At 60.9% G+C, this 23,814-nt stretch carries 22 protein-coding genes; 8 read left to right on the top strand and 14 right to left on the bottom strand.

Annotation, left to right across the window (positions count from 1 at the left end; genetic code table 11):
* The first annotated feature begins 657 nt into the window (after window positions 1-657).
* Window positions 658-1,638 carry a Tim44 domain-containing protein gene (locus tag ABLE85_RS04175; protein WP_348791406.1) on the top strand — a complete coding sequence of 327 codons (981 nt, stop codon included), beginning with the start codon at window positions 658-660 and terminating at the stop codon, window positions 1,636-1,638.
* A gap of 242 nt (window positions 1,639-1,880) precedes the next feature.
* On the opposite strand, the gene ABLE85_RS04170 is transcribed toward ABLE85_RS04175, so the two are convergent.
* A complete protein-coding gene (locus ABLE85_RS04170; RefSeq protein WP_348791405.1) occupies window positions 1,881-2,873 on the bottom strand; it encodes an alpha/beta hydrolase in 993 nt (330 codons plus the stop codon).
* Between the two features lie 175 nt (window positions 2,874-3,048).
* Between ABLE85_RS04170 and ABLE85_RS04165 the strand changes: the two genes are divergently transcribed.
* The 3 genes from ABLE85_RS04165 (at window position 3,049) to ABLE85_RS04155 (ending at window position 5,006) form a co-directional block, all read left to right on the top strand.
* Window positions 3,049-3,486 carry an Rrf2 family transcriptional regulator gene (locus ABLE85_RS04165; protein ID WP_348791404.1) on the top strand — a complete coding sequence of 146 codons (438 nt, stop codon included), beginning with the start codon at window positions 3,049-3,051 and terminating at the stop codon, window positions 3,484-3,486.
* 410 nt (window positions 3,487-3,896) lie between these two features.
* Window positions 3,897-4,214: an ATPase inhibitor subunit zeta gene (locus ABLE85_RS04160; protein WP_348791403.1), complete on the top strand. Its 318-nt coding sequence runs from the start codon at window positions 3,897-3,899 to the stop codon at window positions 4,212-4,214.
* Window positions 4,215-4,385: 171 nt separating this feature from the next.
* Window positions 4,386-5,006: a MarC family protein gene (locus ABLE85_RS04155; RefSeq protein WP_348791402.1), complete on the top strand. Its 621-nt coding sequence runs from the start codon at window positions 4,386-4,388 to the stop codon at window positions 5,004-5,006.
* 343 nt (window positions 5,007-5,349) lie between these two features.
* Here the strand turns inward: ABLE85_RS04155 and ABLE85_RS04150 are convergent, their stop codons facing one another.
* From ABLE85_RS04150 to ABLE85_RS04140, 3 genes are all read right to left on the bottom strand, one after another.
* Window positions 5,350-5,628, bottom strand: coding sequence for a hypothetical protein (locus ABLE85_RS04150; RefSeq protein WP_348791401.1), 279 nt, complete (start codon window positions 5,626-5,628; stop codon window positions 5,350-5,352).
* A gap of 83 nt (window positions 5,629-5,711) precedes the next feature.
* Window positions 5,712-6,188 (bottom strand): hypothetical protein, encoded by a 477-nt coding sequence (locus tag ABLE85_RS04145; protein WP_348791400.1) that lies wholly within the window; start codon window positions 6,186-6,188, stop codon window positions 5,712-5,714.
* A gap of 10 nt (window positions 6,189-6,198) precedes the next feature.
* The gene (locus ABLE85_RS04140; protein ID WP_348791399.1) at window positions 6,199-7,551 is read right to left on the bottom strand and encodes a metallophosphoesterase; all 1,353 of its coding nucleotides are present in this window, start codon (window positions 7,549-7,551) and stop codon (window positions 6,199-6,201) included.
* 806 nt (window positions 7,552-8,357) lie between these two features.
* Here ABLE85_RS04140 and ABLE85_RS04135 point away from each other — a divergent pair.
* Window positions 8,358-10,172, top strand: a complete 1,815-nt coding sequence (locus ABLE85_RS04135; RefSeq protein ID WP_348791398.1) for an arylsulfatase — start codon at window positions 8,358-8,360, stop codon at window positions 10,170-10,172.
* 188 nt (window positions 10,173-10,360) lie between these two features.
* Here ABLE85_RS04135 and ABLE85_RS04130 read toward each other — a convergent pair whose 3' ends face one another.
* Window positions 10,361-11,140, bottom strand: coding sequence for a hypothetical protein (locus ABLE85_RS04130; RefSeq protein ID WP_348791397.1), 780 nt, complete (start codon window positions 11,138-11,140; stop codon window positions 10,361-10,363).
* Window positions 11,141-11,522: 382 nt separating this feature from the next.
* Here ABLE85_RS04130 and ABLE85_RS04125 point away from each other — a divergent pair, with 382 nt between their 5' ends.
* The 3 genes from ABLE85_RS04125 to ABLE85_RS04115 all read left to right on the top strand — a co-directional run bounded on the left by ABLE85_RS04125 (window position 11,523) and on the right by ABLE85_RS04115 (window position 15,394).
* Window positions 11,523-12,446 (top strand): formylglycine-generating enzyme family protein, encoded by a 924-nt coding sequence (locus tag ABLE85_RS04125; protein WP_348791396.1) that lies wholly within the window; start codon window positions 11,523-11,525, stop codon window positions 12,444-12,446.
* A gap of 173 nt (window positions 12,447-12,619) precedes the next feature.
* A complete protein-coding gene (locus tag ABLE85_RS04120; protein ID WP_348791460.1) occupies window positions 12,620-14,230 on the top strand; it encodes an arylsulfatase in 1,611 nt (536 codons plus the stop codon).
* 84 nt (window positions 14,231-14,314) lie between these two features.
* Window positions 14,315-15,394, top strand: a complete 1,080-nt coding sequence (locus ABLE85_RS04115; protein WP_348791395.1) for an AI-2E family transporter — start codon at window positions 14,315-14,317, stop codon at window positions 15,392-15,394.
* A 49-nt stretch (window positions 15,395-15,443) separates the two neighbouring features.
* On the opposite strand, the gene ABLE85_RS04110 is transcribed toward ABLE85_RS04115, so the two are convergent.
* From ABLE85_RS04110 to ABLE85_RS04070, 9 genes are all read right to left on the bottom strand, one after another.
* Window positions 15,444-16,178 carry an SDR family oxidoreductase gene (locus ABLE85_RS04110; protein WP_348791394.1) on the bottom strand — a complete coding sequence of 245 codons (735 nt, stop codon included), beginning with the start codon at window positions 16,176-16,178 and terminating at the stop codon, window positions 15,444-15,446.
* 63 nt (window positions 16,179-16,241) lie between these two features.
* Window positions 16,242-17,135: a fumarylacetoacetate hydrolase family protein gene (locus ABLE85_RS04105; protein ID WP_348791393.1), complete on the bottom strand. Its 894-nt coding sequence runs from the start codon at window positions 17,133-17,135 to the stop codon at window positions 16,242-16,244.
* Complete coding sequence (locus ABLE85_RS04100) at window positions 17,069-17,734, bottom strand: RraA family protein (RefSeq protein WP_348791392.1); 666 nt, start codon at window positions 17,732-17,734, stop codon at window positions 17,069-17,071. The genes ABLE85_RS04105 and ABLE85_RS04100 overlap by 67 nt, the downstream gene beginning before the upstream one ends.
* Window positions 17,735-17,768: 34 nt before the next feature.
* Entirely contained in the window at window positions 17,769-18,962 is a 1,194-nt protein-coding gene (locus ABLE85_RS04095) for a PLP-dependent aminotransferase family protein (RefSeq protein WP_348791391.1), read from the bottom strand.
* A gap of 138 nt (window positions 18,963-19,100) precedes the next feature.
* The gene (locus tag ABLE85_RS04090) at window positions 19,101-20,300 is read right to left on the bottom strand and encodes an ABC transporter substrate-binding protein (protein WP_348791390.1); all 1,200 of its coding nucleotides are present in this window, start codon (window positions 20,298-20,300) and stop codon (window positions 19,101-19,103) included.
* 52 nt (window positions 20,301-20,352) lie between these two features.
* Window positions 20,353-21,351, bottom strand: a complete 999-nt coding sequence (locus ABLE85_RS04085; RefSeq protein WP_348791389.1) for a branched-chain amino acid ABC transporter permease — start codon at window positions 21,349-21,351, stop codon at window positions 20,353-20,355.
* 12 nt (window positions 21,352-21,363) lie between these two features.
* Complete coding sequence (locus tag ABLE85_RS04080; RefSeq protein WP_348791388.1) at window positions 21,364-22,230, bottom strand: branched-chain amino acid ABC transporter permease; 867 nt, start codon at window positions 22,228-22,230, stop codon at window positions 21,364-21,366.
* A gap of 18 nt (window positions 22,231-22,248) precedes the next feature.
* Entirely contained in the window at window positions 22,249-22,956 is a 708-nt protein-coding gene (locus ABLE85_RS04075; RefSeq protein WP_348791387.1) for an ABC transporter ATP-binding protein, read from the bottom strand.
* Window positions 22,953-23,723, bottom strand: a complete 771-nt coding sequence (locus ABLE85_RS04070) for an ABC transporter ATP-binding protein (RefSeq protein ID WP_348791459.1) — start codon at window positions 23,721-23,723, stop codon at window positions 22,953-22,955. The genes ABLE85_RS04075 and ABLE85_RS04070 overlap by 4 nt, the downstream gene beginning before the upstream one ends.
* Between the last annotated feature and the right edge of the window lie 91 nt (window positions 23,724-23,814).

The raw sequence follows: 23,814 nt of genomic DNA, 5'->3' as shown, positions 1-23,814 counted from the left end.
CCGAAATCGACGCAAGCAGAGGTAGACTACTCCATTTCCAAGATCCGTATCGAGTGCCGAGGCGTCGAAGACCCGTCTCACCTGCGGGGGGGCGTTTTGCATACGCCGAAGGTCGTCAAAGGGTCGGACGCATTGGCGCAGCTCTGCCTGGCATGCGCGAGCGCCATTGGGGACGTGTTCTGCTGGTGACAGCGATCGCTGCCAAGCGGGCGGACCTGTATCGCAGCCGGCCAGTATGGTCACCCGCGATGTCTGCTTCCGGGCGGAGGCAAGAATTGCCTCTATGGCCCATATCGGGCGCGTAGCTGACTGGCAGGTTTTGGGGCACGTTACCGGACCGGCAGCTTCTGGCGTCCGGATCGCAGCAACAGACATTCAGCGAGTCTCCCACGAATGCCCGTTCATGAATGCCACCTGCCTGCCGTGGATGGCGGACTGAGCGTCCGGCAGCATCCGGCCTGAACGGGCAAAGGCACGGCCTGCCCTGCCAGACATAAAGTGGGAAGACTGCGCCTCGGGTCTTGTGCGCCGACTTCCCGGCTTCTACATGAGCCACCGTCCGGGCCATTCCGGGCAGCCACCGCATCCGCTCGTCAACGCCGCCATGGCGTGACGCCGAGCCTGGGGGCGACCGCACGCATCCGGGAGAGACCAGTTATGTCCAGGTCACGTCGCGCCAAGATCCTTGCCATGTTCACGGGCCTGATCGTGGCCTTCTCCATGGTCTCGCTGGACTATGCCGAGGCACGGCGCGGCGGCAGTTTCGGCAGCCGCGGCGCCCGCACTCATCAGAACGTGCCAGCCACCCGTACCGCGCCGAGCCAGGCTGCGCCGGTGAAGCGGTCAATGACGCCGAACACCGCTCCCAACGCCGCCCGCCAGCCATCCGCCGCCCAGCAAAGGTCGGGCTTCATGAATGGGCTCGGCGGCTCGCTGCTGCGCGGCCTGTTGCTTGGTGGCCTCATTGGTCTGCTGCTCGGACAGGGCCTCGGCGGTCTGGCCGGCTTCCTCGGCCTCTTGCTGCAAGGTCTGCTGATCGCCGCCGTCGTCATGCTGGCGCTGCGCTTCTTCCGCGGTCAAAAGACGCAGCAACCGGCCATGGCCGGCGCCGGAAACGCACCCCGTGACACCGGCTCCGAAGCGCATTCGGGCATGGGCAAGGCCGGCGGCTTCACCATTCCCAGCTTTGGCAGCCCGGCCGACGCTCCCCGGTCTCAGCCGCTCTCATCCGGTTTGGCTCTCGAACAGGCCGATCTCAGCCGCTTCGAGGCTCTACTGAGCGAAGTGCAAAACGCCTTTGCCCGTGAGGACCATGACGCGCTGCGCCAGCTTGTGACCCCGGAAATGGTCTCTTACCTGTCGGAAGAGCTGGCGCAAAATGCCCATAGGGGCCTGCACAACGAGGTTAGCGACGTCAAGCTTCTGGAAGCCGACATTGCCGAAAGTTGGAGCGAAGGTGCGCGCGATTACGCGACGGCGGCGCTGCGCTACGAGGCGCTGGACGTGATGCGCGACCGCGCCACCGGCAAGATCGTCGAAGGCGACGCCGATGCGCCCAGCCAGACCACTGAGATCTGGACCTTCGTGCGCGAGAACGGCGGCGACTGGAAGCTCTCCGCCATCCAGCAGCCCAACTGACCGCCCTCCCCTTTCCGGATTTGCCGGGCCACCTTGACGGCCCGGCGGTTCTTTGAAGCCTGCAGAGGGCGTTCGAGAATTAACGTCTAGCGAGCCGATTGAGCATGAGGCGAGTGGTTGCGATATCGATCATCGTCTCGGATGTCTGGACGCGAGACTCATGATCCTTGACCGCTTGGCGCGGCGGACAATAGTGAACCGCAGCGCCTATTTCTTGAAAAATCCCACTGCCGTGCCGGAGGCTATCGCAGCCCCTCGCCGTTTCCGAGTTGGCCCAAGAACTCCGTGATGATCTCGGAAACCTCCGACGGCCGCTCCTGCGGCAGCCAGTGCCCCGCGCCAGGCAGGATGTGCGTTCCGCGCAGGTGCGGAACAAGGCTGGGCATGGCCGCGATGATCTGGTCCATGCCGGGAATTTCCAGGCCGGTGTCGCGCTCGCCGATCAAGAACAGGGCCGGAATGGCGATCTTCGCCCCGGCCATGGCCTGTTGAAGCTCCCAGTTTCGATCCAAATTGCGGTAATAGTTCAGGCCGCCGCTGAAGCCCGACATCCGGAAGGCATCCACGAGGCGATCGAAGTCTGCCGCCGGGAGCCAGCCGGGCAGCGCTGCCGGATCGGGCAGGCTCGCCAGCAATCCTGTGCTGCGGTTGACCATGCCGAAAGGATTGGGCGTTCCGTCTCCGGGCTTCCGCTGTCCCGCCTCGCCGCTGGCGGCAAAGAGCAGTTTCCGCAGCGTGCGGCGCGGGTCGGCCTCGAACTCGGCCTCCGCGACCCCGGGTGCCTGGAAGTACAGGGCGTAGAACAGCGCCGCGTCGGTCTGGGGGAAGAGTTTCGTCGGCGGCACCGGAGGCTGGCCCATCATCGGCACGCTTAGCGCTGCGACAGCCCGAAATCGGTCGGGGCGGAGCAGTGCTGCCTGCCAGGCGATCGTGGCTCCCCAGTCATGCCCGACAATGACGGCCCTTTCCTCGCCCAAGGTGTCCAGGAGCGCAATCATGTCGCCGACGCCGTGATAGACCGTATATTGGTCGACATGTGCCGGGACATCCGTCTTGCCGTAGCCTCGCATGTCCGGCGCGACGGCGCGGTAGCCCGCCGCTGCGAGAGCGGCGATCTGGTGTCGCCATGCCTGTTTCGTTTCCGGAAAGCCGTGGCAGAGCAACACCAGAGGGCCAGCCCCCTCGTCTAGGACGCTCATGGCGAGCGTCCGCGTCTGGATAATCTTTTCGTTCATGACGGTCTCCTGAGGAAAGGCGCCGACCTGTGGGGCGGAAAGGGCCAAAGCCGCCGCAGCGAACAGAAATTGGCGACGCCGCATGGATGTTCCTTTCCATGTGTAACAATGCATGTTACGGAAAAGGACGAAAGTCAAGATCGCGTAACTTTAGTTGTTGCGGAAAGGCCTGAGAATGAGAAGCGACGGTCGGTTGGCGCGGATGCTGCATGTGCTCGTCCACATGGCGTTGCTCGGCGGCAAGGAAACATCCGAGCGGATCGCGCAGATGCTCAACACCAATCCGGTTGTTGTCCGCCGGACGCTGGGCGCGTTGCGTGACCACGGGATCGTCGAGTCCGAAGGCGGCCGCGGTGGCGGTTGGAGGATGTCCAGGACATTGGACGACATCACCGTCCTGGATGTCCAGCGCGCCCTGCACAAGGGAACGATCCTGTTGCCGGGAGTTTCAAGCGACCATCCCTCCTGCCCTGTCGAGCGGGCGTCAAATTCGGTTCTCGAAGCGGCCCACGCCGCCGCCGAAGCCAAGCTGCTGGAAATCTACGCCACCACCACACTGGCGGAGATTGCCCGGATCGCACTCGCCTCCAACGGCGAACAGGCGGCCAACTAGGAAAGACAGCGTCAGTGGTGAGACGAATTCACCACGTCAGTTATTGGCGCAATACCGCCCGGCAGTTTGGGAGCCGACAGAGGACTGGCAGCTTTTGGCGTAGAAGGCCAAAAAGCGGACGTTTTGGATCATAAGACGTCATGTCCGAGGCTCTCCCCTTCCGAACATGGAGCCTATTCGACGATTGAGAGAGTTCGATGGAACGAACGGCAGTGTCGCCATAGTCGGCGAGCCCGGCGGGGAGCGTGACGCCGTGGGTTCCGTTGTATGTCTTACCGTGTGTCCTGCCACCTACCGCGCGACCATTATGGCTGAAATTCGTGGACTCGGACGACGACTTCGACGATGATGAGTTGGATGGCGGCCGTGACTGATTGTGACGTGAGCCGAGCCAGCTAGGTGCATTTCCAATGCCCAACCTCGACGAAAACACCCTGCGAATAGTGCGCCGTAACAAGCTCCTTGGGATGTGGGCGGCAGAAAAATTGGGGCTTGTGGGCGAAAGCGCTGACGCCTATTCGACCGATCTCGGCATGCGCGCGTTTGATTACTGCGACGTGGCTAGCAAAATTCGCGAAGATTTCAACGCTGCGGGCGTGGTCGAATCCGACGAGGAAATTCGACGCATCATGAATGAGTCCTGGCTCCAAGCGTCGAGCGGCAAACGAACAGGAGATGCTCGCGACGGCGCTATGGTACAGATCGTGCGCAATCTTGTGCTGAAATGACAACCTCACCGAGGTGCGTTCTCAATCCGGGTCCCTTTCTCCAAGGTTGTCAGGGAATTTTGCTCAGCTATCCATTTTGATTACGATGCATCCATGCTCGCCGGCATAGCTTCGTTTGACATCCGCCATAAATGTCCAATGTCCAGATCCGCTCAGAAATGAGAGCGCCCGATGGAAGACCATCTGCAAGCCATCGTCACCCTCTTCTCGCTGGTCAATCCCATGGTCTGCGCGATGATGTTCGCTGGCCTGACCGCCGGGCGGACGGGGGCGCGGCGCGTTTCGGATGCGACAAGGGCGATCCTGACCATCGCCGTGGTCCTGATCATCGCGGCGCTTGCGGGCGCTCGAATACTCGACATCTTCGGCATACCACTGGATGTGTTTTCCGTGGCTGGCGGGATCGTCCTGTCCTTCATCGGTTTCACCATGCTGTCCGGCTCCAGGCCGGCCAACGAGCCCGATCCCGCAACTCAGAATCCCGATCCATCTGCTGCGGGTGCGGCGCTGGCGCCGATGATCCTGTTCGCGGCCAGCCCCGGCACCATCACCGGGGTCATCACCATCGCGGCGGCGCATTCGCGCGCAGGCATCCCTCTTCCAGCGCTAACCGGAATATGCGTGGTCCTGGTCATCACCTGGGTACTGCTGATGCTTGTTGCACGCGGATCGAAAGAGCCCAAAAAGCCGAGTCTGGCACATGATATGGCGACCCGATACATGGGCTTGATCGTGATAGCGATGGGGATCAAATTCGCCCTGACCGGATACAAGGCATTCATGGCTGGTTGAGGCCAGCCATCGACAGAGCCAATCTGTCCGACCAGCGGCATGGCTCGGACCGTCTCCCATTTCGAAGCTCAAGGCGACCTACCGACCTGAATCGCGCGCGTCTGTCGTGTCAATATCAGCAGGCCGCGGTTTCTTCTCGGCACGGAACGAGCCCAGACTTGTTCTCAAATGCTGAACTACCTGAATGGTGGGCCGGAAGCCAACCGTCAGCTATCGGGAGGCATTTGGCTGAAGTGGTCGCTCCGCTCACGACGCCAAGTAAGTCGTTCGGGCTTTAGCGTCCAAATCCGGAGGCTGAATTTCGCGAAGCGTGAAATAGCGGCTTCGGGCTCCGCCGCCGGGGCTAGAGCCGAAAGAAGGGGAGCGCGAGGTAGACACATGCGACAATTGCCAGCACCGGCGTCAGGCAAATCCATGCCTGTCCGAAAAACCGCGTCGATCGGCCGGGAAGCGACACGGTAAGGAGGCCTATTATGAGCGCGCCAGTCGCCGCCGTCGCGGTCCAACCGTACCAGTAGATTGCCAGCGCCAAGAAACCGACGGCAGGATCCGCGACATCCTGGGAATGGTGCGTGCCGAAAAGGACGATGCCAAGCGAGGGGTATACCGTGAACAGCGCCACGTCTCTCGCCAGCGCGATCACGTAAAGGACTGGGAACGTTGCGCCATACGCCAAGACGAATCTGCGAAACGTAAGACCAGACGTCATTGACTGAAGCCCATGATGTCATTCATGACATGGCCGACCAAGAAGGCCCACCAGACGATGAAGGCAAGAATTGCGGTCAAGATGGCACGCATTCGGCGGGTGTCTTCTGCGGCTGGCCGTCGCCAGAAGAGCCAATAGGCCGGCAAAATCCCCAATCCGATCGAAATGAAGTGCTCCTTGAGGTCGAACAACCCAAGAGCCTGCCAATGTCCGCTGCGCTCCAGTGCAGGCCTGACATCGACACGGAAATACAAATATAGGCTCGCGCCCAGCAAAGCGGCGGCAAGGTACAAAGCGACGATGGCGTTGGCGAAGGACGCGGGAGGGATGGACCGGAAGCGCGCGAAGAAGGAATTTTGGCGAGGGACAGCCGGAGCCCATGCCGCCAGCGTCTGATGAGTGATCGCCCCAAGCAGCGCGACCGCCACCAGGCCATGAATGATCATCAGCGCGCTCGTCACCTCCATCTGCACTCGCAACTCGCTAGGTAAACAAATCCACACTGGCGAACGGTTCTGCCGCCCACGGCCGGAAGCGATTGAGTGTGAATTTGGTCTTCTGCCCCGGTTCAACATCGACCAAGACGTAATTGTATTCCTCTTTGGGTGGCTGGCCTTTCCAATACAAGTCGAGTGGATAGTCCGCCGGCACCTTTATGTTCGTCCGCCCCGGCAGGATGGGATCCTGCTCCGCGCCACCGCCGCCAAGCATCAGGTATTTCACGCCGTCAACCTCGTAGAGCTCGGTCGTGTGGACATGCCCGTTGAATACGACCAGTTCGATATCGTTGGCGTAAGACGCGATGATCTTATGGGGATTGTCGGGCTCAGGAATAGGGCCCAGGCCCGAGCGCGCGAAGACCGGGTAGTGGAAGATGATGAATGCCTTGCGGATGCCTTTGGCCTTGGCGTCGTCCAGCCACTGCTGGAGCTGCGTCATCTGCGCGGCATATTTCGGCCGATCGGCATCCCAGAGCGACGGGGAGCGATAGTCGTACTTCCCGCTCCACAGGAAAATGAAGCGAACATTCTTGAAATCGAACTTGTAGATGAGCCGATCCGGCGTCACGCCCAGTTCCTTCAAATAGGGCACGGCGGACAGGACCCCGGCGATCTGCGGATCGCCCCACACTTCATGATTGCCCACGCTGATGAACCAACGTCCCTCGAGGCCCGCCGCGCGCATCTCATCATCAGGCGGCGGCAGTTGCCTGAGCATCGTATCGTTCACCCGCTGCCAATAGGGGCTCTGCTCGACCGTGAGCCCCTGATTTCCCCACCAGACAACGTCGCCGCTGTTGACCACGAACCTCGCACGCCCGGATCGAACGTCTCTGACGATCTCGCGGCTGACCCATTCGCCGCCGCTCAGCCGGAACATGGTTCGATGCACGCCGGGAAGCAGTTTGACGTCCTCGACCGAGGCTTCCGTGACCCAGCCTCGATCCACGCTCAACGTCATGACCTCGCTGCGGCTTTCAAAGGGCATGACGACCTGAATGAGCTGGCCGGTCACCGGGTCGAAGGTCATCTTCACATCGCGCTTGACGACCGCTTCCGCGACCTTTTCGGGCAAGACCAGTCCAAACATCTCGACGAACAACTTCACGAGGTCCGGTTGGCCATCCTTGTTCGGCAGATACATCATCGGGCGCGTGTCGCCGACCGCGGCGAATGAAAACCCATTTCCCGTTGCCGCGCTTTGGGCGCTTGCCATATTGGAGAGCAGCGTCCCGGACAGAACCGGCATCATCCAAAAGCCTGCCAGCAAAACTCTTCGGTCGACTTGGAGCTTGCGATCGCGATCCCTGCGGTCGGAAAACCGAGCTTTGTGCATGACCTGCCTCCATCACAGATGTTGGCGCCCCGGCAAATCATGCCCGGGCAACATCTGAAAACCTCCGAAAGCCCCGACAAGAGAGGCGCACATGCTGAAAGATAAGGCATCCCGCAATTAGGGCGAGCCGGGTCGTGATGTAGATCGGCTTGCAGCGTGGTCAAGGGCGCTCGGCAAGGCAAGCTATTGTCCGAAATCGACGGATATCCGAGAGTTCGCTCCTGCCGCTCTGCCGCCGCCATGGACCGGCAACTTCGAGGCACGGATTTTCAGAAGCAGACCTTCTGACCCCGGGCGGGCATCGACGTGAGTTGACCCGTCGCTGGCACTCCCGAGCAGGGTTTCCTTCCCGAAAGCTGACATAGCAGGAGCCGTTCAGACAACCCAGTATTTGCTCTCGCATAGACTTGATCGCTTCGCATCAGCGAAATGGCAGTCGTGAAATCCCCGACATGCGCGCCAACCTCTTTCGGGCTTATGCTCTCAATCCATGGTCCGATCGTGCGCTGGTCGGAGTATGCTCGAAGAAGAAGCTAAGGGCTTTGTTCCTCGAGGTGTTCGGCAACTATTCCCATTTGCACACCCGCTCTAACTACTTGCTGTCATTGCCAGAAAACCAGTCGTATTTGCCTTAATACTGGCGACATTCGGTCAACCGAAGAGGTTCGGGTACGTGGAACGGTGAGCCGCGGAACAGGGAGTTCCAACAGGCAAAGCAATCGCGCATTTCGATCGAAATAGGGGTGCCCAGGAGAGGGAGCATGTCTGCCAACTCGAATTGGCGATCTCAATCGAAGGAGCGTGCAATGACAGACAAGCCAGGAGATGACCGCAACACCGAGGCAACCGACGTTGTTGGAAGTGCGTCGTGTGCATCGGGCGGTTCTGCAGAATATTCCCATTCCATCCTACGACGGGGCATTGAGGTTTGCTCCAAGACGATCGCGCTGTGCTCGTTCGGCGCGCTTGCGGCCGGGGTGTTCATCGTCGGGCTGCCCGCGCTCTCGGGCCCGGCGCAGGCGCAGGAAAAGCGTCCCAACATCGTCATGCTGATGACCGACGACACCGGCTGGAGTGACTTCGGTGCCTATTCCGGAGGCGGTGCGGGCCTCGGCCATCCCACGCCAAACATCGATCAGATCGCCAAGGAAGGTGCCGTCTTCACCAACTGGTATGGACAGGCGAGCTGCACGGCCGGCCGCGCTTCGTTCATCACCGGCCGCGTTCCGATCCGCTCGGCGCTTTCAATCGTGGTCGCGCCAGGCGATGAAAACCGTATCCGCAAGGAGACGCCGACAATCGCGGAATTCTTCCAGAAGAACGGCTACTCCACCTATTTCTCCGGCAAATGGCATCTGGGCGACAAGCCAGACGCCTATCCGACCGAGCATGGCTTCGACCAGATGAAGCACTTCGCGGCCTATTATGCCGGCGTCTATGCCTATAACGACACCGCCAGCAACTTCCATCCCTGGTTCCCGTCCTACAATCGTGAATTCAACAAGATGTATGATGACATCGTCAATCTGGGCGAATGGGAAGGAACCGCGGGCCAGCAGGCCAGGATGGTCGGAACGATAACCTACGACTCGCTGGCGGAGTTCGACATCCGGCAAACCGACTCGGCGATCGACTACATCAAGCAGCACGCCAAGGGCGGCAAGCCCTTCTTCATGGACGTCAACTTCATCAAGATGCACAACCCGACGAACCCGGCGCCAGAGTTCAGGGGCAGAACCAAACTCGGCAATTATTCGGATTCATTGTTGGAAATGGATACCGACATCGGCCGCATCATGGACGCGATCCGGGCTGAGGCCCCCAACACGATCGTTATCGTGACAGCCGACAACGGTGCCTGGCTCGATGCCTATCCGGACGCCGGAACGACACCCTTCCGAGGCGAAAAGGGATCGGCTTTCGAAGGTGGCTGGCGCGTGCCTGGCATCATGTGGTGGCCCGGTCATGTGCCGGCCGGCGTCCAGGACCATGAAATGATGTCACACATCGACTGCTGGGCGACGCTGGCTTCTATGGTAGGCCTCACCCCGCCCCCGCACGATTGGGTCGGCAATGACGGCAAACCGATCTACTTCGACAGCATCGACAACAGCGCATACATCCTCGGCAAGGCCCAGCATTCCGCGCGCAGATCGTGGGTGTATATCGACGGTGAGAATTTCATGGGCGTGCGAGCGGATATCGGCGACGACCCCAAGGAACCCTGGGTCAACATCGCCTGGAAATACCTCTGGACGGCGAAGGACTCCTGGCTTGGCGCGACTGCCAATCTGGGCTCGATCGGTGCCCTCTACAACCTGACCATGGACCCTTATGAGAAATACGACATGATCTTCAACGGGGCGGCTCCGGCGCGCGTGCTCACGAGCTCGCCAGGACGTTTCTCCGGAGAGGACAATGGCTGGGCCCTCTCGCTGATCTATCCGGTAGTCATCGATTTCGACAAGTCGATCATGCAATATCCCAGCATCAGGCGCTATGTTGGCGGCGCGTCAAATGACCTGGTGCCCAACCTTCAGCGCCCGGACGATCCGGTCCCGCTTCTGAAGCAGCAATTGATGGAACAGAAGGAACCGCATATCGGCGGTGGTGGCGGCTAAGCCGTTTGCCCCACAGGATGTCAACGCAGCCAGTGCCGTTGGCCTGGCTGCGTTGACGTCTTGGAGGGCCCTTCGGGAATAGATACCGCTCATATCCTCAACGGAAGCTGCGAAAGCAGACCTTGCTTGAGTGTCATCTCGCAATGGGCACCCAATCTGCTTCCGCGAACAGCGCTATACGCCCAGGGTCAAAAATGGATGCCGAGGCTCAGATATGGCCCGTATTCGGTCGTCTTGTAGAGGAAGTTATCCTTGTCATAATCGGTGTAGAGGACCCGATATCCGAGCGCGGTCGAGATCTTCTCGTTCCAATTGTATCCGACCGCACCGAATGCCTGCGCCGAAATTTTCGAGCCGGCACCAAAGCCGCCAATGTCGGCAAGGCCATTGGCGAACCAGCGGTCATTGAAGTCGTAGTGCGCGAAGAGCCCGACGGTCGGATCGACCCAGTCGCGCTTGCCCTCGCGGCTGATGCCTGGCAAAACTGTCGGGGCAATATCGAGGTCTGCCTTGAGATAGTTGTACCTGATGCCCGCCGTCGCGCTCAGATCGAGATTGGGGACGTTGACCGGCAGCGCGTAGCCAATGATGCCGGAAGCGATGACCTGGGTCTGCACCAAGTCGACCGTGCCGACGATCGGGCCGGTCGCTTCGAACGCGGTCTTGGCCCAGATCAGGTCGCCCAGGAACATCCATTCCCCGTCGGTGCCGTAAATCGAGCCCATGAACACGCCGTGAAGATGCCGGAGAATATCGGCGAAGGACACGTCGGCGTGGACGACCGGCAAATCTCGGACACCGATGTCGCCGGTCAGAGACGTCGCCCAGCCGTAAAGGGTCAGTTGGTATTTCCAGCCGCCAGCCTCGATCGGAACCGGCTCGGGTTGAGTCACGTCCGCCGCGGCAACCGGACCCGACAAGGACAAGGATACGATCATTCCAAGCAGCACAGTCCGCATTGCAGCCATCCCCACTTGCTTCGTCCAAGACACCGGAACAATAGTCAAAGACAATCGGCAAACAAACAGATTTCCCTAGTTAGACTCAATATCTATTTGGACTGTTGCGACATTGGCTCACCTTTCCAATAAAGGAGCGACCGAGCAACTGCGCTTTCGGCGCAGGCAACGGCTCGGATACATGTGGGACGAAAATATCTCGTTCACGCTCAGTCGCAATACGATGAATTTTGGGTGGCATTTGAGTCAACATTGACGACCGGAGGCCCCGCCCTAGAACTCCCCAAGATCAGTCTTCATCAGCGCAAAGGAAGGGGTGCCGAGTTCAATGGCTGTTGCTTTGGATTCGCCGACTGCTGGGGGCGCCCGAAGTAAAACGCCAAGTCCCGGCATGATTTGGATTCCGGGCGGTACGTTCCGCATGGGATCGGAGCAGCACTATCCTGAGGAAGCCCCGATCCACCGCGTCGTTGTCGACGGCTTTTGGATGGACCGGACGCCTGTAACCAACCGCCAATTCCGCGCCTTCGTCCGTGCCACCAGGCACGTCACCGTGGCGGAGAGAAAGCCAGACCCCAAGGATTATCCTTTCGCGCTGCCGCACATGCTGAACGCCGGGTCACTTGTGTTCAGCCCACCGGATCACCCAGTGCCCCTCAACGACTACAGTTGGTGGTGGACCTTCAAATTCGGCGCGAACTGGCGCAGTCCTTACGGCCCGGGCTCCTCGATCAAGGGTCTGGAAGATCACCCGGTGGTGCACATCGCCTGCCTCGATGCGGAGGCTTATGCGCGCTGGGCCAACAAGGACCTGCCAACCGAGGCGGAGTGGGAATACGCGGCGCGCGGCGGGCTCGACCAGGCAGAGTTCGCCTGGGGCGACGAGTTGATCCCCGATGGTCGACATATGGCCAACACCTGGCAGGGCCAGTTCCCCTGGCAGAACCTCGCACAGGACGGTTTCGAGCGCACGTCGCCCGTCATGTCGTTCCCGGCCAACGGCTACGGGCTTTACGACATGATCGGCAATGTCTGGGAATGGACGAGCGACTGGTACATGCCGAAACACCCGGCCGATGCGGCGAAGTCGTGCTGCATTCCACAGAATCCGCGGGGTGCGCAGGAGGAGCAGAGCTATGACCCCCGCCAGCCGCAGGAGAAGATTCCCCGACGGGTGCTGAAGGGCGGTTCGCATCTGTGCGCGCCAAACTATTGCCGACGCTACCGTCCGGCCGCGCGTCACCCTCAGCCTGTCGACACGTCCATGAGCCACGTCGGGTTCCGCTGCATCATCAGAAAGAGGAGCACTCCATGAGTGATGTTCGTGCGTTCTCAGAGACTACAGACGGAAGGCCCTGCCTCAGGCGTCTATGGACAAAAACGGCTTTGATCGGGGGCACGGCCTTGCTCTCGGCTGTGACCGCCGCCGCGTCCTTCGCCCAAGCGCAGCAACAGCCACCTCAACCGCAGCCGCAGCGACCGAACATCATGTTCATCATGGGCGACGACATCGGCTGGATGCAGCCGAGCATCTACCATCGCGGCGTGATGGTCGGCGAAACGCCAAACATCGACCGCATCGGCAAGGACGGTGCGATGTTCACCGACTATGTGGCCATGCAGAGCTGCACCTCCGGCCGCAACGCCTTCTTCACCGGCATGTATCCGCTGCGCACAGGCATGATCCCGCCACAGTTGCCCGGCAGCCCATCCTATCTGCAGCCTGGCACGCCGGCGCTGGCCAAGTTCCTGCTCGACCTTGGCTACACCACCGGCGAATTCGGCAAGAACCATCTGGGCGATCACACCGCATCGCTTCCAACCGCACACGGTTTCCAGGAATACTGGGGCTATCTCTATCACCTCGATGCCATGCAGCAGGTGAGCTTCCCGGACATCAACAAGAATCCGAGCACTCAGACCGTCGCGCCACCTTGCCGCAACACGCCGATCCCCGGCATTGCGGAGGTGCCGGGCGCGGTCGACCCCACGACGACGACCTGTCTCACGCCGCCGCGGAACGTGCTGTCGTGCAAATCCCCCGACGGCACGGAGCAAAAGCAGATGTGTTCCGACGAGGGGCCGCTGACGCTTGAGCGCTCCAAGACGGTGGACGAGGAAATCTCGGACAAGGTCGTCGACTTCCTCGACCGCAACGACCCGAAGAAGACCAACAAGCCCTTCTTCGTCTGGTACAACCCCGCCCGCATGCATGTCGTGACCGTTCTGTCGCCGAAATACGAAGCCATGGTCGGCGAGCGCGGCGGCAAGGACTGGGGCGTGAATGAAGCTGGCATGAAGCAGCTCGACGACAATGTCGGCGTCGTCCTCAAGAAGCTGGAGGATATGGGCCAGCTCGACAACACCATCGTGGTCTTCACCACAGATAACGGCGCTGAGGCAATCACTTTCCCGGATGGCGGCATTACCCCCTTCAAGGGCCAGAAGGGCGAGGCTTGGGAGGGCGGTTATCGCGCGCCTATGGTGATCCGCTGGCCGGGCGTGATCAAGCCAGGCACAATCAACAACCAGTTGTTCGCAGCCCTTGACTGGGTGCCGACGCTGGTCGACATCGCCGGCGGCCCCAAGGGTGACGGGCTGAAGCAGCAAATCGAGGCGGGGCAGTATCCAGGCATCGTCAAGACGACACTTGATGGCTTCGACCAGACCGACATGCTCGAAGGTAAGTCCACGAAATCGGCACGTGACTACTTCTTCTACTATTCAGGAGCGACGCCGTCCGCGGTACGCTACAAGAACTGGAAGATGTACTACACCATGTCCCAACCGGGGCCGTCCGGCTGGATTCTGCCGCTCGTCCCATTCCACTTCACCCTGGTGCAGAACATCAAGCGTGACCCCTTCGAGCAGGCGGTCGGCATCGATCAGAAGACGGCCTTGAGCATTGGCGGCGCGTTGGGCGCTCCGGCGACCGCGTTCCAGTACGATTGGAACTTGCTGCCGATCGGACAGCAGTTGTGGCTGCGACACCTCGAGACCTACGAAAAATTCCCGCCGCTGCAAGCCCCCGAAAGCTACAATCTCAGCGGCATCCTCGATCAGGTCAAGAAGGCCTTGGCGAACCACCCGAGCGACTAGCCAACTCGTTAAATGAAGGCACCCGGTGCCCCTACCTCCCCGCTTATGGGGAGGCAGCGGCCGGGTGCCAGGCGGAGAAACTCGATGAGATTTGCGCAACCAGCCACGTTCTGGATTGCGGTCTCTGCTTTAGCTGTGGTTGCGCTGGTGCTGTTGCACCAAATCCTCTTGCCGTTCGTCGTCGGCGCATTGCTCGCCTATCTGCTCGTTCCGGCGGTCGACAGATTGGAGCGGTTTGGAATTGGCCGTTCCTTTGCAGCTCTCATCGTCTTCCTGCCGCTGTTTGCGGGTCTTGTCGCCGTTCTCTTGGTGATGCTCCCGGCCATCATTGGCGAACTCAGATTCTTTATCGAGGAATTTCCTCGCTATGTCGCACGGCTCCAGTCGCTGATGACCGATGCAAGCCGTCCCTGGCTGCACCGTATCATGGGTGATGAGCTTCATATCGAGCCATCCTCCGGCGGTGTCGCGGGCGCGATGGGCAGCGCTTGGCTCGATGGCTTCCTTCGCTCGGCATGGTCGGGCGGACTGGCCTTGATCCGCCTTCTTTCACTGCTCATCATCACGCCGATCATCGCCATTTATCTGGCAATTGACTGGCACCGAATGATTGCGACCGTCGACGGCTGGTTTCCCCCCGCGCACCGCGACCAGGTTCGGGCGCTTGGGCGCGAAATCCACGATACGGTTGCTGGCTTTGTGCGCGGGCAGCTCGTTATCTGTCTCGTTCTCGCCGTGCTCTACGCAACAGCGCTCAAGCTGACCGGCCTCAACCATGCCATTTTGATAGGTATCACCGCGGGCCTCATCAGTTTTGTGCCGTATTTCGGGGCCGCCACCGGCTTCTTCGTAGCCGTGTGTGTTGCGATAGCCCAGTTCTGGCCCAACTGGGCACCCGTCGCTGTTGTGGGGGGCATCTTCATCGTCGGAGAAATGCTTGCCGATTATGTCCTGTCGCCGCGTGTTATCGGTCCTCGCGTCAAACTCAACCCAGTCTGGATGATGTTTGCGCTGTTCGCCTTTGGATGGCTGTTCGGCTTCATCGGCTTGCTGTTGGCGATACCGGCCGCAGCGGCACTGGGCGTGATCCTGCGGTTCGCGAAGCGGCAGTCTCTGACAAGCTCGGGTGACGACGTCGATGGCAGCCTACCCGGCCCTGAATGATGGAGCGGCACTGAGCCGGGTCGCAGATCAAGCGTTGGCTATTCTCAATTCAAATCGACCACAAGGCACCGCCGTCGCAGGCAATCGCTTGCCCGGTGATGTAGCTTGCCCTGTCAGATGCCAGAAATGTGGCGAGGGCAGCAAACTCTTCCGGCTGGCCAATTCGCCCCATGGGGATCATCCCGGCGACCTTTTGGAGATCGAGCTTCGCCTCCGCCAGCCGCTCCGTCATGGTGTAACCCGGCATCAGGGCATTGACGGTAATGCCGTTGGCGGCAAATTCGCGACTCAAGGTCTTCGTCAATCCGTGCAGCCCGGCGCGCAAGGCGTTCGAGATAGTGAAATTGTTGATCGGCTCCTTGGCGGCGATCGACGTCACCAGCAGGATCCGGCCCCAGTTGCGCTCGCGCATGCCGGGGATCGCCGCCCCAATCGCATCGGTCGCGCTCATGAACAGTCCCTCGAAGGCACCGCGCCAGTCATCTGCGGAGATGTTTTCGAACGGCATCGTTGCCGGTCCGCCCGTGTTGACCACAAGGATATCGACCGCGCCGAGTGTCGCGGTCGCCTGCTCAACCAAGCGCCGCCCCGCTCCAGGCTGTCGCAAATCGCCGACCAGGGCGGTCGCCCCCAGCTTCTCCGCGGCCCCTTTGAGCCGAGCTTCATCCCGCGCGCAAATGGCGATGTTTACGCCCTCGGCGGCCAGTTCCCTGGCAACAGCAAAGCCAAGCCCTTTCGACGCGCCCATGACGAGGGCGGACCTACCGCTCAATCCAAAGTCCATCACATAGCCTCTTTCTTCAGTGCACCATTGAAGTCTGCCGCCGGGCAGACGGCCCTGCCGGCGTCAGGCCCCGCTGACCTCGACGCTGCCTATCCCGGAGACATCGAAGCGATAGTTGAAGGGGCCAGCCGGGAAGCGTGTGGTCACGATGCTGCCCGTCATGACGACATCGCCCTTGCGCAAGATCTGCCCGGAGGCCGCGAGATGGTTGGCGAGCCAAGCCAACGGCACGAACGGATGCCCGAGCGCATCCGCGCCACGGCCGCGCGCAATTTCGACGCCTTCCTGATAGGCGATACCCTCGGCCTCTTCCATGCGGCTCGGTGGCGACACGAACGGTCCGACCACGATCCCCGCATTCCAGGAATTGTCCGCCACCAACGTCTCGCAGTGGAGAACGCTGTAGTCGGCATGGCGGTCATCCACCAGTTCGATCGCGGCGGCGACCGCATCGACCGCAGCTCCCGCACTTTCGGGCGTGAACGGAACACCATCCGGCACCAGGTCATGACCGAGCCGGACGCAGATTTCGAATTCAAGGCCGAGATGGTGATAGTCTGCCAGCGACAGCTGGGCGCCGGATTCGACGACACGATTGGTGAAGATGGATCCCCTGATGGGCTGGTCGATGCCGCACATCTCCTGCATGCGCTTTGAAGTCAGGCCGATCTTGTAGCCCGCTGTTCCGTTGTCGCCGATGATCGCGGCGACGTAGGCATCCTGTACCCGATAGGCGTCGGCCAGGCCATTGATCCCGTCCAGCCTGTGGAATTTGGTGCCGTCGTTATGTTCGGCAACCAGCTTCTTGGCGATCTCGCCGATAGCCTGTGTCAAATCCTCATCCTCCGATTTCGATAAAATCGTTTTCAAGCGCCCAATAAAAACAGCCTCTAGATGGCGTCCGGAACGCTGAACACATCGAGCAAAGTCCTGCCCGCCGCCAGTTCCGCCGCCCATTGTTCTTCGAGGCGAACACGCTCCAGAGCCAAGGCGAGGAGGGCTTCTGCGTCTTCCGCTGGAACGATGGCAAGACCATCATTGTCACCCACAACGAGATCGCCGGGCTTCGCCGGAACGCCGCCGAAAACGATCGGCCCATTTACGAAACCGCGCTCCTTCGACAAGGGTCCGCGCGCCGTGGTGCCAAGACAATACACGGGAAAGTCGGGCCAGCTTGCGATCGTGTCGATGTCGCGGACGGAGCCGTTGACGATCAGGCCGGCAATCTTCTTTCGGCGAGCGGCACCGCACAGCAGTTCGCCGACATAGGCCGTGTCAATGCTGCCGCCAGCATCGATGACCACGATGTCGCCTTCCCCGGCGATGTCGATCGCATGCAGCGACGGTCCGAAGTCGGCGCGTTCGCACCAGGCCGTGACAGCCTGCCCGACCATCCGCGTGCCGAGCTCGAACGGGCGAAGCGGCCTTATCCGGCTATCCGTCAGCAGCCGGCCGCCAGTCACGTCTGACAAGATCGTCACCGGCACCGACGCCCAGCCTTGCAGAACGTCACGCGCCGAACTGTTCGGGCGTGTGCTGTGGATTTTTGTAGGCATCGGTTCTTCCTTGATTGCAGGCTGCCGGCAAAGGTCAGGCTTTGCGCCTAGCGGTCAGCAGCTTGCCGAGCGCGGTGATCCCCTTGACGATGACTTCGTCCGCTTGCGTGGAATAGCTGACCCGCGCGTGGTTGACCTCCTGCTCCAGCGGGAAAAACGTCGCGCCGGGGACGTAGGCAACCTTCGCCTCTGGCAACGCGTAATCAGCCATGAAGCGAGCGGTGTCAAAGCCGTCCGGAAAGGTCAGCCATGTGAAAAGGCCGCCGCTAGGTTCGGTGAACACAACGTCCTGCGGGAAGGTCCGCCTGATGGTTTCGAGCATCAGGTCCTTCTTGTGGCGATAGGTCTGGCGGATAGACGCAATGTGTGAATCGATGTCGTATTTTTCGAGAAACAGGGATACCGCCGCCATGTTCAGCGTGCTGCACTGGGTGTCGGCGGCAAGCTTCAGCAGCCCAAGCTGCTGGATGAGTTCCTCGGAGGCGACGGCCCAGCCCAACCGCAAACCGGGCGCGAGAATTTTGGAGAAGCTGCCGAGATAGATGACGCGGCCTCCGGTGTCGAAGCTCTTGATCGGCGGGATCGGCTCGCCCTGATAGCGGATTTCGCGATAGGGCGTGTCTTCGAGGACGACGAGATCGAACCTGTTCGCCAGTTCGACCAACTTCTTGCGGCGCTCCAGGCTCAGCGTCACGCCGGTCGGGTTCTGAAAGTCGGGCACGGTATAGATAAGCTTGGCCCCCGGATTGCGCTCAAGTGTCCGCTCAAGGTCGTCCATGTCCATGCCGTCATCGTCCATCCGCACGGCGGCATAGCGGGGTTCGCAGGGGTTGAAGGCGATGAGTGCGCCCAAGAAGGTGGGGTTTTCCGTGACGATGACGTCGCCCTTGTCGACCAGCATTTTTGCCACGAGATCCAGCCCCTGCTGGCCGCCCTGCAGGATCAATACGTTGTCGGCCCCACAGGCGATACCGTCGCGAGTCATTCGCGTGGCGATCTGCTCGCGCAGCTTCGGGCTGCCGTTGGAGACGGTGTATTGCAGCGCTTCCCGCCCATTGCCAGCGATCGAAGCGCGGAAAACTGCCTCCAACTGTTCGAGCGGGAACAAGGAAGCGTCGGGGTAGCCCCCGCCAAAGGACATGATGCTGGGGTCCGCGCCGAGCCGCAAAAGCTCACGGATGGCGGATGGCTTAACTTGGGACATTCGGTTGGCAAGCCGGATGGTCATCGTCACACTCTCACTTCATCGGCAAGGGCCGGCGGCAATGTTGCCACGGGTACGTGCCTGCTTCTCGTCCGATCGCGGTCGCCTTGAGGGCTGGATAGTGTCGGCGCGACGGGTTCGAACCCGCCGCGCCGGCGTGGTTTATTTCATTTCGGTTTCGACTTCCCAGTCGTCGCCTGCGACCTTGAACAGGGCGTAGCTGCCTGGGACGTCGCCATTGGCGTCGAAGTTGAGTTCACCGGAAGCGCCCTTGTAGTCGATCGCCTTACCTCCAGCGATCAGTTCCTTGGCCTTCTTCCATTCGCCGGGAAGAATGGGCTCGCCCTCGCCGTTCGAAACGGCACGCAGCGATTCCGACAATTTGGACTTGTCGCCGCCGGCTTTCTCAATGGCCAGCGCCAGCAGGAACACGGCATCGTAAGAAGGACCGACATAGCTGGCGTTGATGTCGCCGCCAGCTTCGGCAAATGCCTTGTTGAAGATATCGAGAGCCTCGGACTTCGTGCTCACCGGCGCGGAGGCCATGAACGTCGTAAGATTGTCAGCGCCGATCGCCTTGATTGGAGCGGATGTCTTCATGCCCTCGGCACCAACGAACTTCTCGAAGAAGCCGTTTTCGATCGCCTCGCGCAGGACGGTCAGGCCGGACGTATCGCCATAGTCGAGCAGGACCAGCGTATCGGCACCGCCCTGGGCCAGTCCGGCAAGGTCGGCGCGGTAGGACGACTTGTTTTCCTCATGCGCCTCATAGCCGGAAATCTCTCCGCCCTTGGCTTCGTATTCCTTCTTGAACGCTTCGGCGATGCCCTTGCCGTAGTCGTTGTTGATGAAGGAAACGGCTACTTTCTTGGTGCCGCGGTCCAGCAGCGTCCGCGCCAGCGCCTGGCCCTGATATTCGTCCGACGGAATCGTCCGGAACACCAGGTCGTTGTCCTTGAGTGTCGTGATCTCGGGCGACGTCGCGGACTGCGAGATCAGGATGACACCGGCCGGGATCGTCGCCGAATTTGCAGCCGCCATCAGCGCTCCCGAGCACAACGGCCCGACCACGCCGATGACCTGGGAGACGTTGACGAGCTTGGTGGCCGCGTCGGCGGCGACCTGCGGGCTGCACCCGTCGTCGGCCATGATGCCGACCAGCTTTTCACCCTGCAGGACGCCGCCCTGTTCGTTTATCTGATCCACTGCGAACTGGAGCGACTTGGTTATTTCCGGCGCCATCGCAGCGGCGCCGCCGGTAATCCCGTTCAGCAGGCCGATATTGACGTCGGCAAGCGCCGGCGTCGCCAGGGCACTCGCCCCCAGCAACAGCGAGGCCAGTCCAAGGTGCTTTGCTTTCATTCCATCCTCCATCGTTGTCAGGTCGGCGATCCATTCGCCTTGCTGGGTAAACTCAATTGATGATGTTCCCGGTGGCCTGTGTGACGGAGTCTTGTTCCCCCACCCGCCGCTCCTCCCGGGGTTCTTTGCGCAACTTCTCCGGCAAGATCCCTTCGGGCCGGAAGCGAAGCACGAGTTGCAGCAGCAGCCCGATCAGGAACATGCGGCCGTATTTGGCTTTCAAGGCGTATTCCGACGGCAACTGATCGGTCACGATCTCGGATGTGGACCAAATGACCCAGACGATGATCGCGCCGAGGAGCACGCCACGGTTGTTTCCCGACCCGCCCAGAATGACCATGATCCAGACCAGGAATGTGATGAGCATCGGGTCGATGGCGTCCGGCGTGATGGTGCGGGCGAGATGGACATACAGCGCACCCGCCAGGCCCATCAACGCCGAACCCAGGATGAAGGCTTCGAGGCGGCGGTAAGGCACGTCCTTGCCCATGGCCTGAGCCGCGCTTTCGTTATCGCGGATAGCGCGCATCATCCGGCCCCAGGGCGAGACGGCCTGTCGCTGGACAAGCACATAGGCGACAAGCAGGATCAGTGCGGTGATGCCCAGATAGACCAGTTGCGCCTTGGCGTAAGGCAGGTCGCCGAAAGGCCGAGGGATGGCGCTGATTCCGCGCGCGGAATTGGTCAACCACTCCTCGGAGCGCGCAACGAGACGAATGCCTTCGGCCACGCCGATCGTCACGATAGCCAGATAGTCGGACCGGAAGCGCAGGCATATCTTGCCGATCGGCCATGCGAGCAGACCGGCCAGTAGCATCGCGCCGACGAGCCCCACGGGAAAGGGCAGGTCAAAGCCGCCGAGGCGGCCTTCGGCCCACGGCGATGTCAGGATCGCCGAGGTATAGGCGCCGATCGCGAAGAACCCCGCTACACCGGCATTGAAAAGGCCCGCATAGCCCCATTGAATGTTCAGCCCGATGGCGAGGCAGCCGTAAATGCAGATGAAGATCGCCAGATAGACCGGGTAGTTGAGGACGGTGATCCATTCCATGAGACGTCCTCCCTAAAGTACCTTGCCGCGGAACAGACCGGTCGGGCGGAAGAGCAGCACGAGAAGGAGTATCCCGAACGCGCTCATGACCTTGTATTCGCCGGGAATGACCAGGACGGAGAGTTCTTCCGCGATCCCTACGATCAACCCTCCGACGATCGCGCCTTCGATCCTCCCGACGCCGCCCAGAATGGCGGCGGCAAAGGTCGGCAACAGAATGTTCCAGCCCATCAGCGACTTGAGTTCGGTGTTGAGACCCAAGAAGAAGCCGGAAGCCGCGCAAAGACCGCCGGCGACGATCCAGGTGAGCGCGATGACCTTGTTGTTGTCGACGCCCGACAACAGCGCCAGGTCCGGGTTGTCAGACATGGCGCGCATTGCCTTCCCCCATTTGTTCCTTGTCAGGAACAGGTGCAGCGCAACGACCAGGGCAATTGCCACCAGCAGGGTCACCAACTCATGGCTCTTCACTCGGATCCCGAACCAGTTTTCCGGCCGGGTGATGCCGCGCGCATAGCTCGTTGTGTTCACCCCCCAGACGACCTGGACGAACGAGCGCAGCATCAGCGCGACACCGAAGGAGGCGATCGTCGTGATGATCTTGGGCATGGTGCGCAGATGCGCATAAAACAGCCGGTCTATGCCGATTGCAAAGACACCGGTCGCCAGCACTGCTAGCGGCAATGCGATGTAAGGCGACACGCCGAGCATTGTGGTGAAGGCCAGCGCGATAAAGGCGCCGAAGGTGGCGAGGTCGCCATGGGCGAAGTGGCCGTAGCGCATGATGGCGAAGACAAGGGTTATGCCTATCGCGCCCAGCGCGTAGATGGAGCCCTGCACGATGCCTGGAAGCAGGAAAAAATTGACGAAGCTGAGCATGTCCATTCCGATTGCCGCTTACCCGCCCAGAAACATTTCGGCGATATGACGGTCCGCCAGAAGAGCGGGACCTGGACCTTCATGTCGGTTGCGGCCGGCGGCGAGCACATAGCCGCGATCGGCAAAAGCCAGAGCCTGCTTTGCGTGCTGCTCAACGAGAAGGATCGCCACGCCGCTGTCGCGGACATCGCGGCTGATCTGGAAAATCTGCTCCATGTATTTTGGCGAAAGGCCGGCGGTCGGCTCGTCCAGCAGTAGAACCTGCGGGTCCAGCATCAATGCGCGCCCCATAGCGACCATCTGGCGCTGTCCGCCCGACAGGCTGCCGGCTGTCGTTTTCCGCTTCGTCCTGAGATCGGGGAAAAGGTCGTAAACACGATCAAGCGCAGCGCTGTAGTCGCCTTTGCGAAGAAAGGCCCCCATCTCGAAATTCTCATGAACGGTCATTTCGCTGAAGATATTCTTCACTTGCGGAACGTAGCAGATGCCGGCCTTAACGATGCGATTCGGAACCCAGCCGGTTATGTCGGTTTCGCCGATAGCAATCGATCCCGCGCGGATATCGAGCAGGCCGAAGATCGACTTCATGGCCGTGGACTTACCCGCCCCGTTCGGTCCGACGATGGCTACGATCTCGCCCTTGGCAACCTCGATGGAAAGGTCGAAAAGGATGTCCGCGTCCCCATACCCGGCGCGCAGATTCTTCATGGTCAGCAGGGCTGTCATGCGGCGGCTCCCTGCCTCTCTCCCAGATAGGCCTCGAGGACGCGCGGGTCGGAGCGCACCGTCTGGAAACTCCCCTCGATAAGCACCTTGCCCTCGGCCATGCAGATGACCGGCTCACACAACCGCTCGATCATCTCCATGTCATGCTCGATAAGGATGAAGGTGTAGCCGCGCTCCCGGTTGAGATACTCGATCTTCTCTTCCAGCTTCCTAAGCAGGGTGCGGTTGACGCCGGCGGCCGGCTCGTCGAGCAGGACCAGTTCCGCATCAGTCATGATGGTCCGCCCCAGTTCGAGAAGCTTCTTCTGGCCGCCCGATATCTGGCCCGCGCGCTGGTGTGCAACATGGGTCAGTTCCAAAAACTCCAACGCCTCCCATGCCCTCCGCGAGGTCTCCGCTTCGGCTTTCCTCACCTTCGCAGGGCTTATCCAGTTGTTTAGGAGCGACTCCCCCGACTGTGCCGGAGCCACCACCATCAGATTTTCGATGACGGAGAGATGATGGAATTCGTGGGGTATCTGAAAGGTGCGCACGGCCCCCTTGTGAAACCGCCGATCGGGAGCGAGCGCAGTAATATCCTCGCCGCGATACACGATCCGGCCGCTGCTCGGACGCAGGGCCCCGGCGATCATGTTGAAAACCGTGGTCTTGCCGGCACCATTGGGTCCGACAAGACCGGTTATGGAACCCTTCGCAACGGAAAATGAACAGGCGTCAACGGCCCGAAAAGAGCCGAAGTCAATTGTCAGATTCTCACAGGAAAGTATCGGAGATACGTTCGTCACAGTGCTTTGCCGGCTCCGCCAAATCGAGCTCGTCCGGCGAATGGACGGCAAATCGCACCGGCAGAGGCCCTTC

It is taken from the genome of Mesorhizobium sp. KR1-2 (assembly GCF_040045035.1).
GTDB lineage: Bacteria > Pseudomonadota > Alphaproteobacteria > Rhizobiales > Rhizobiaceae > Pseudaminobacter.
Note: the sequence above shows the minus strand (reverse complement) of the source record. Positions and strands in the feature narration are given on the sequence as shown.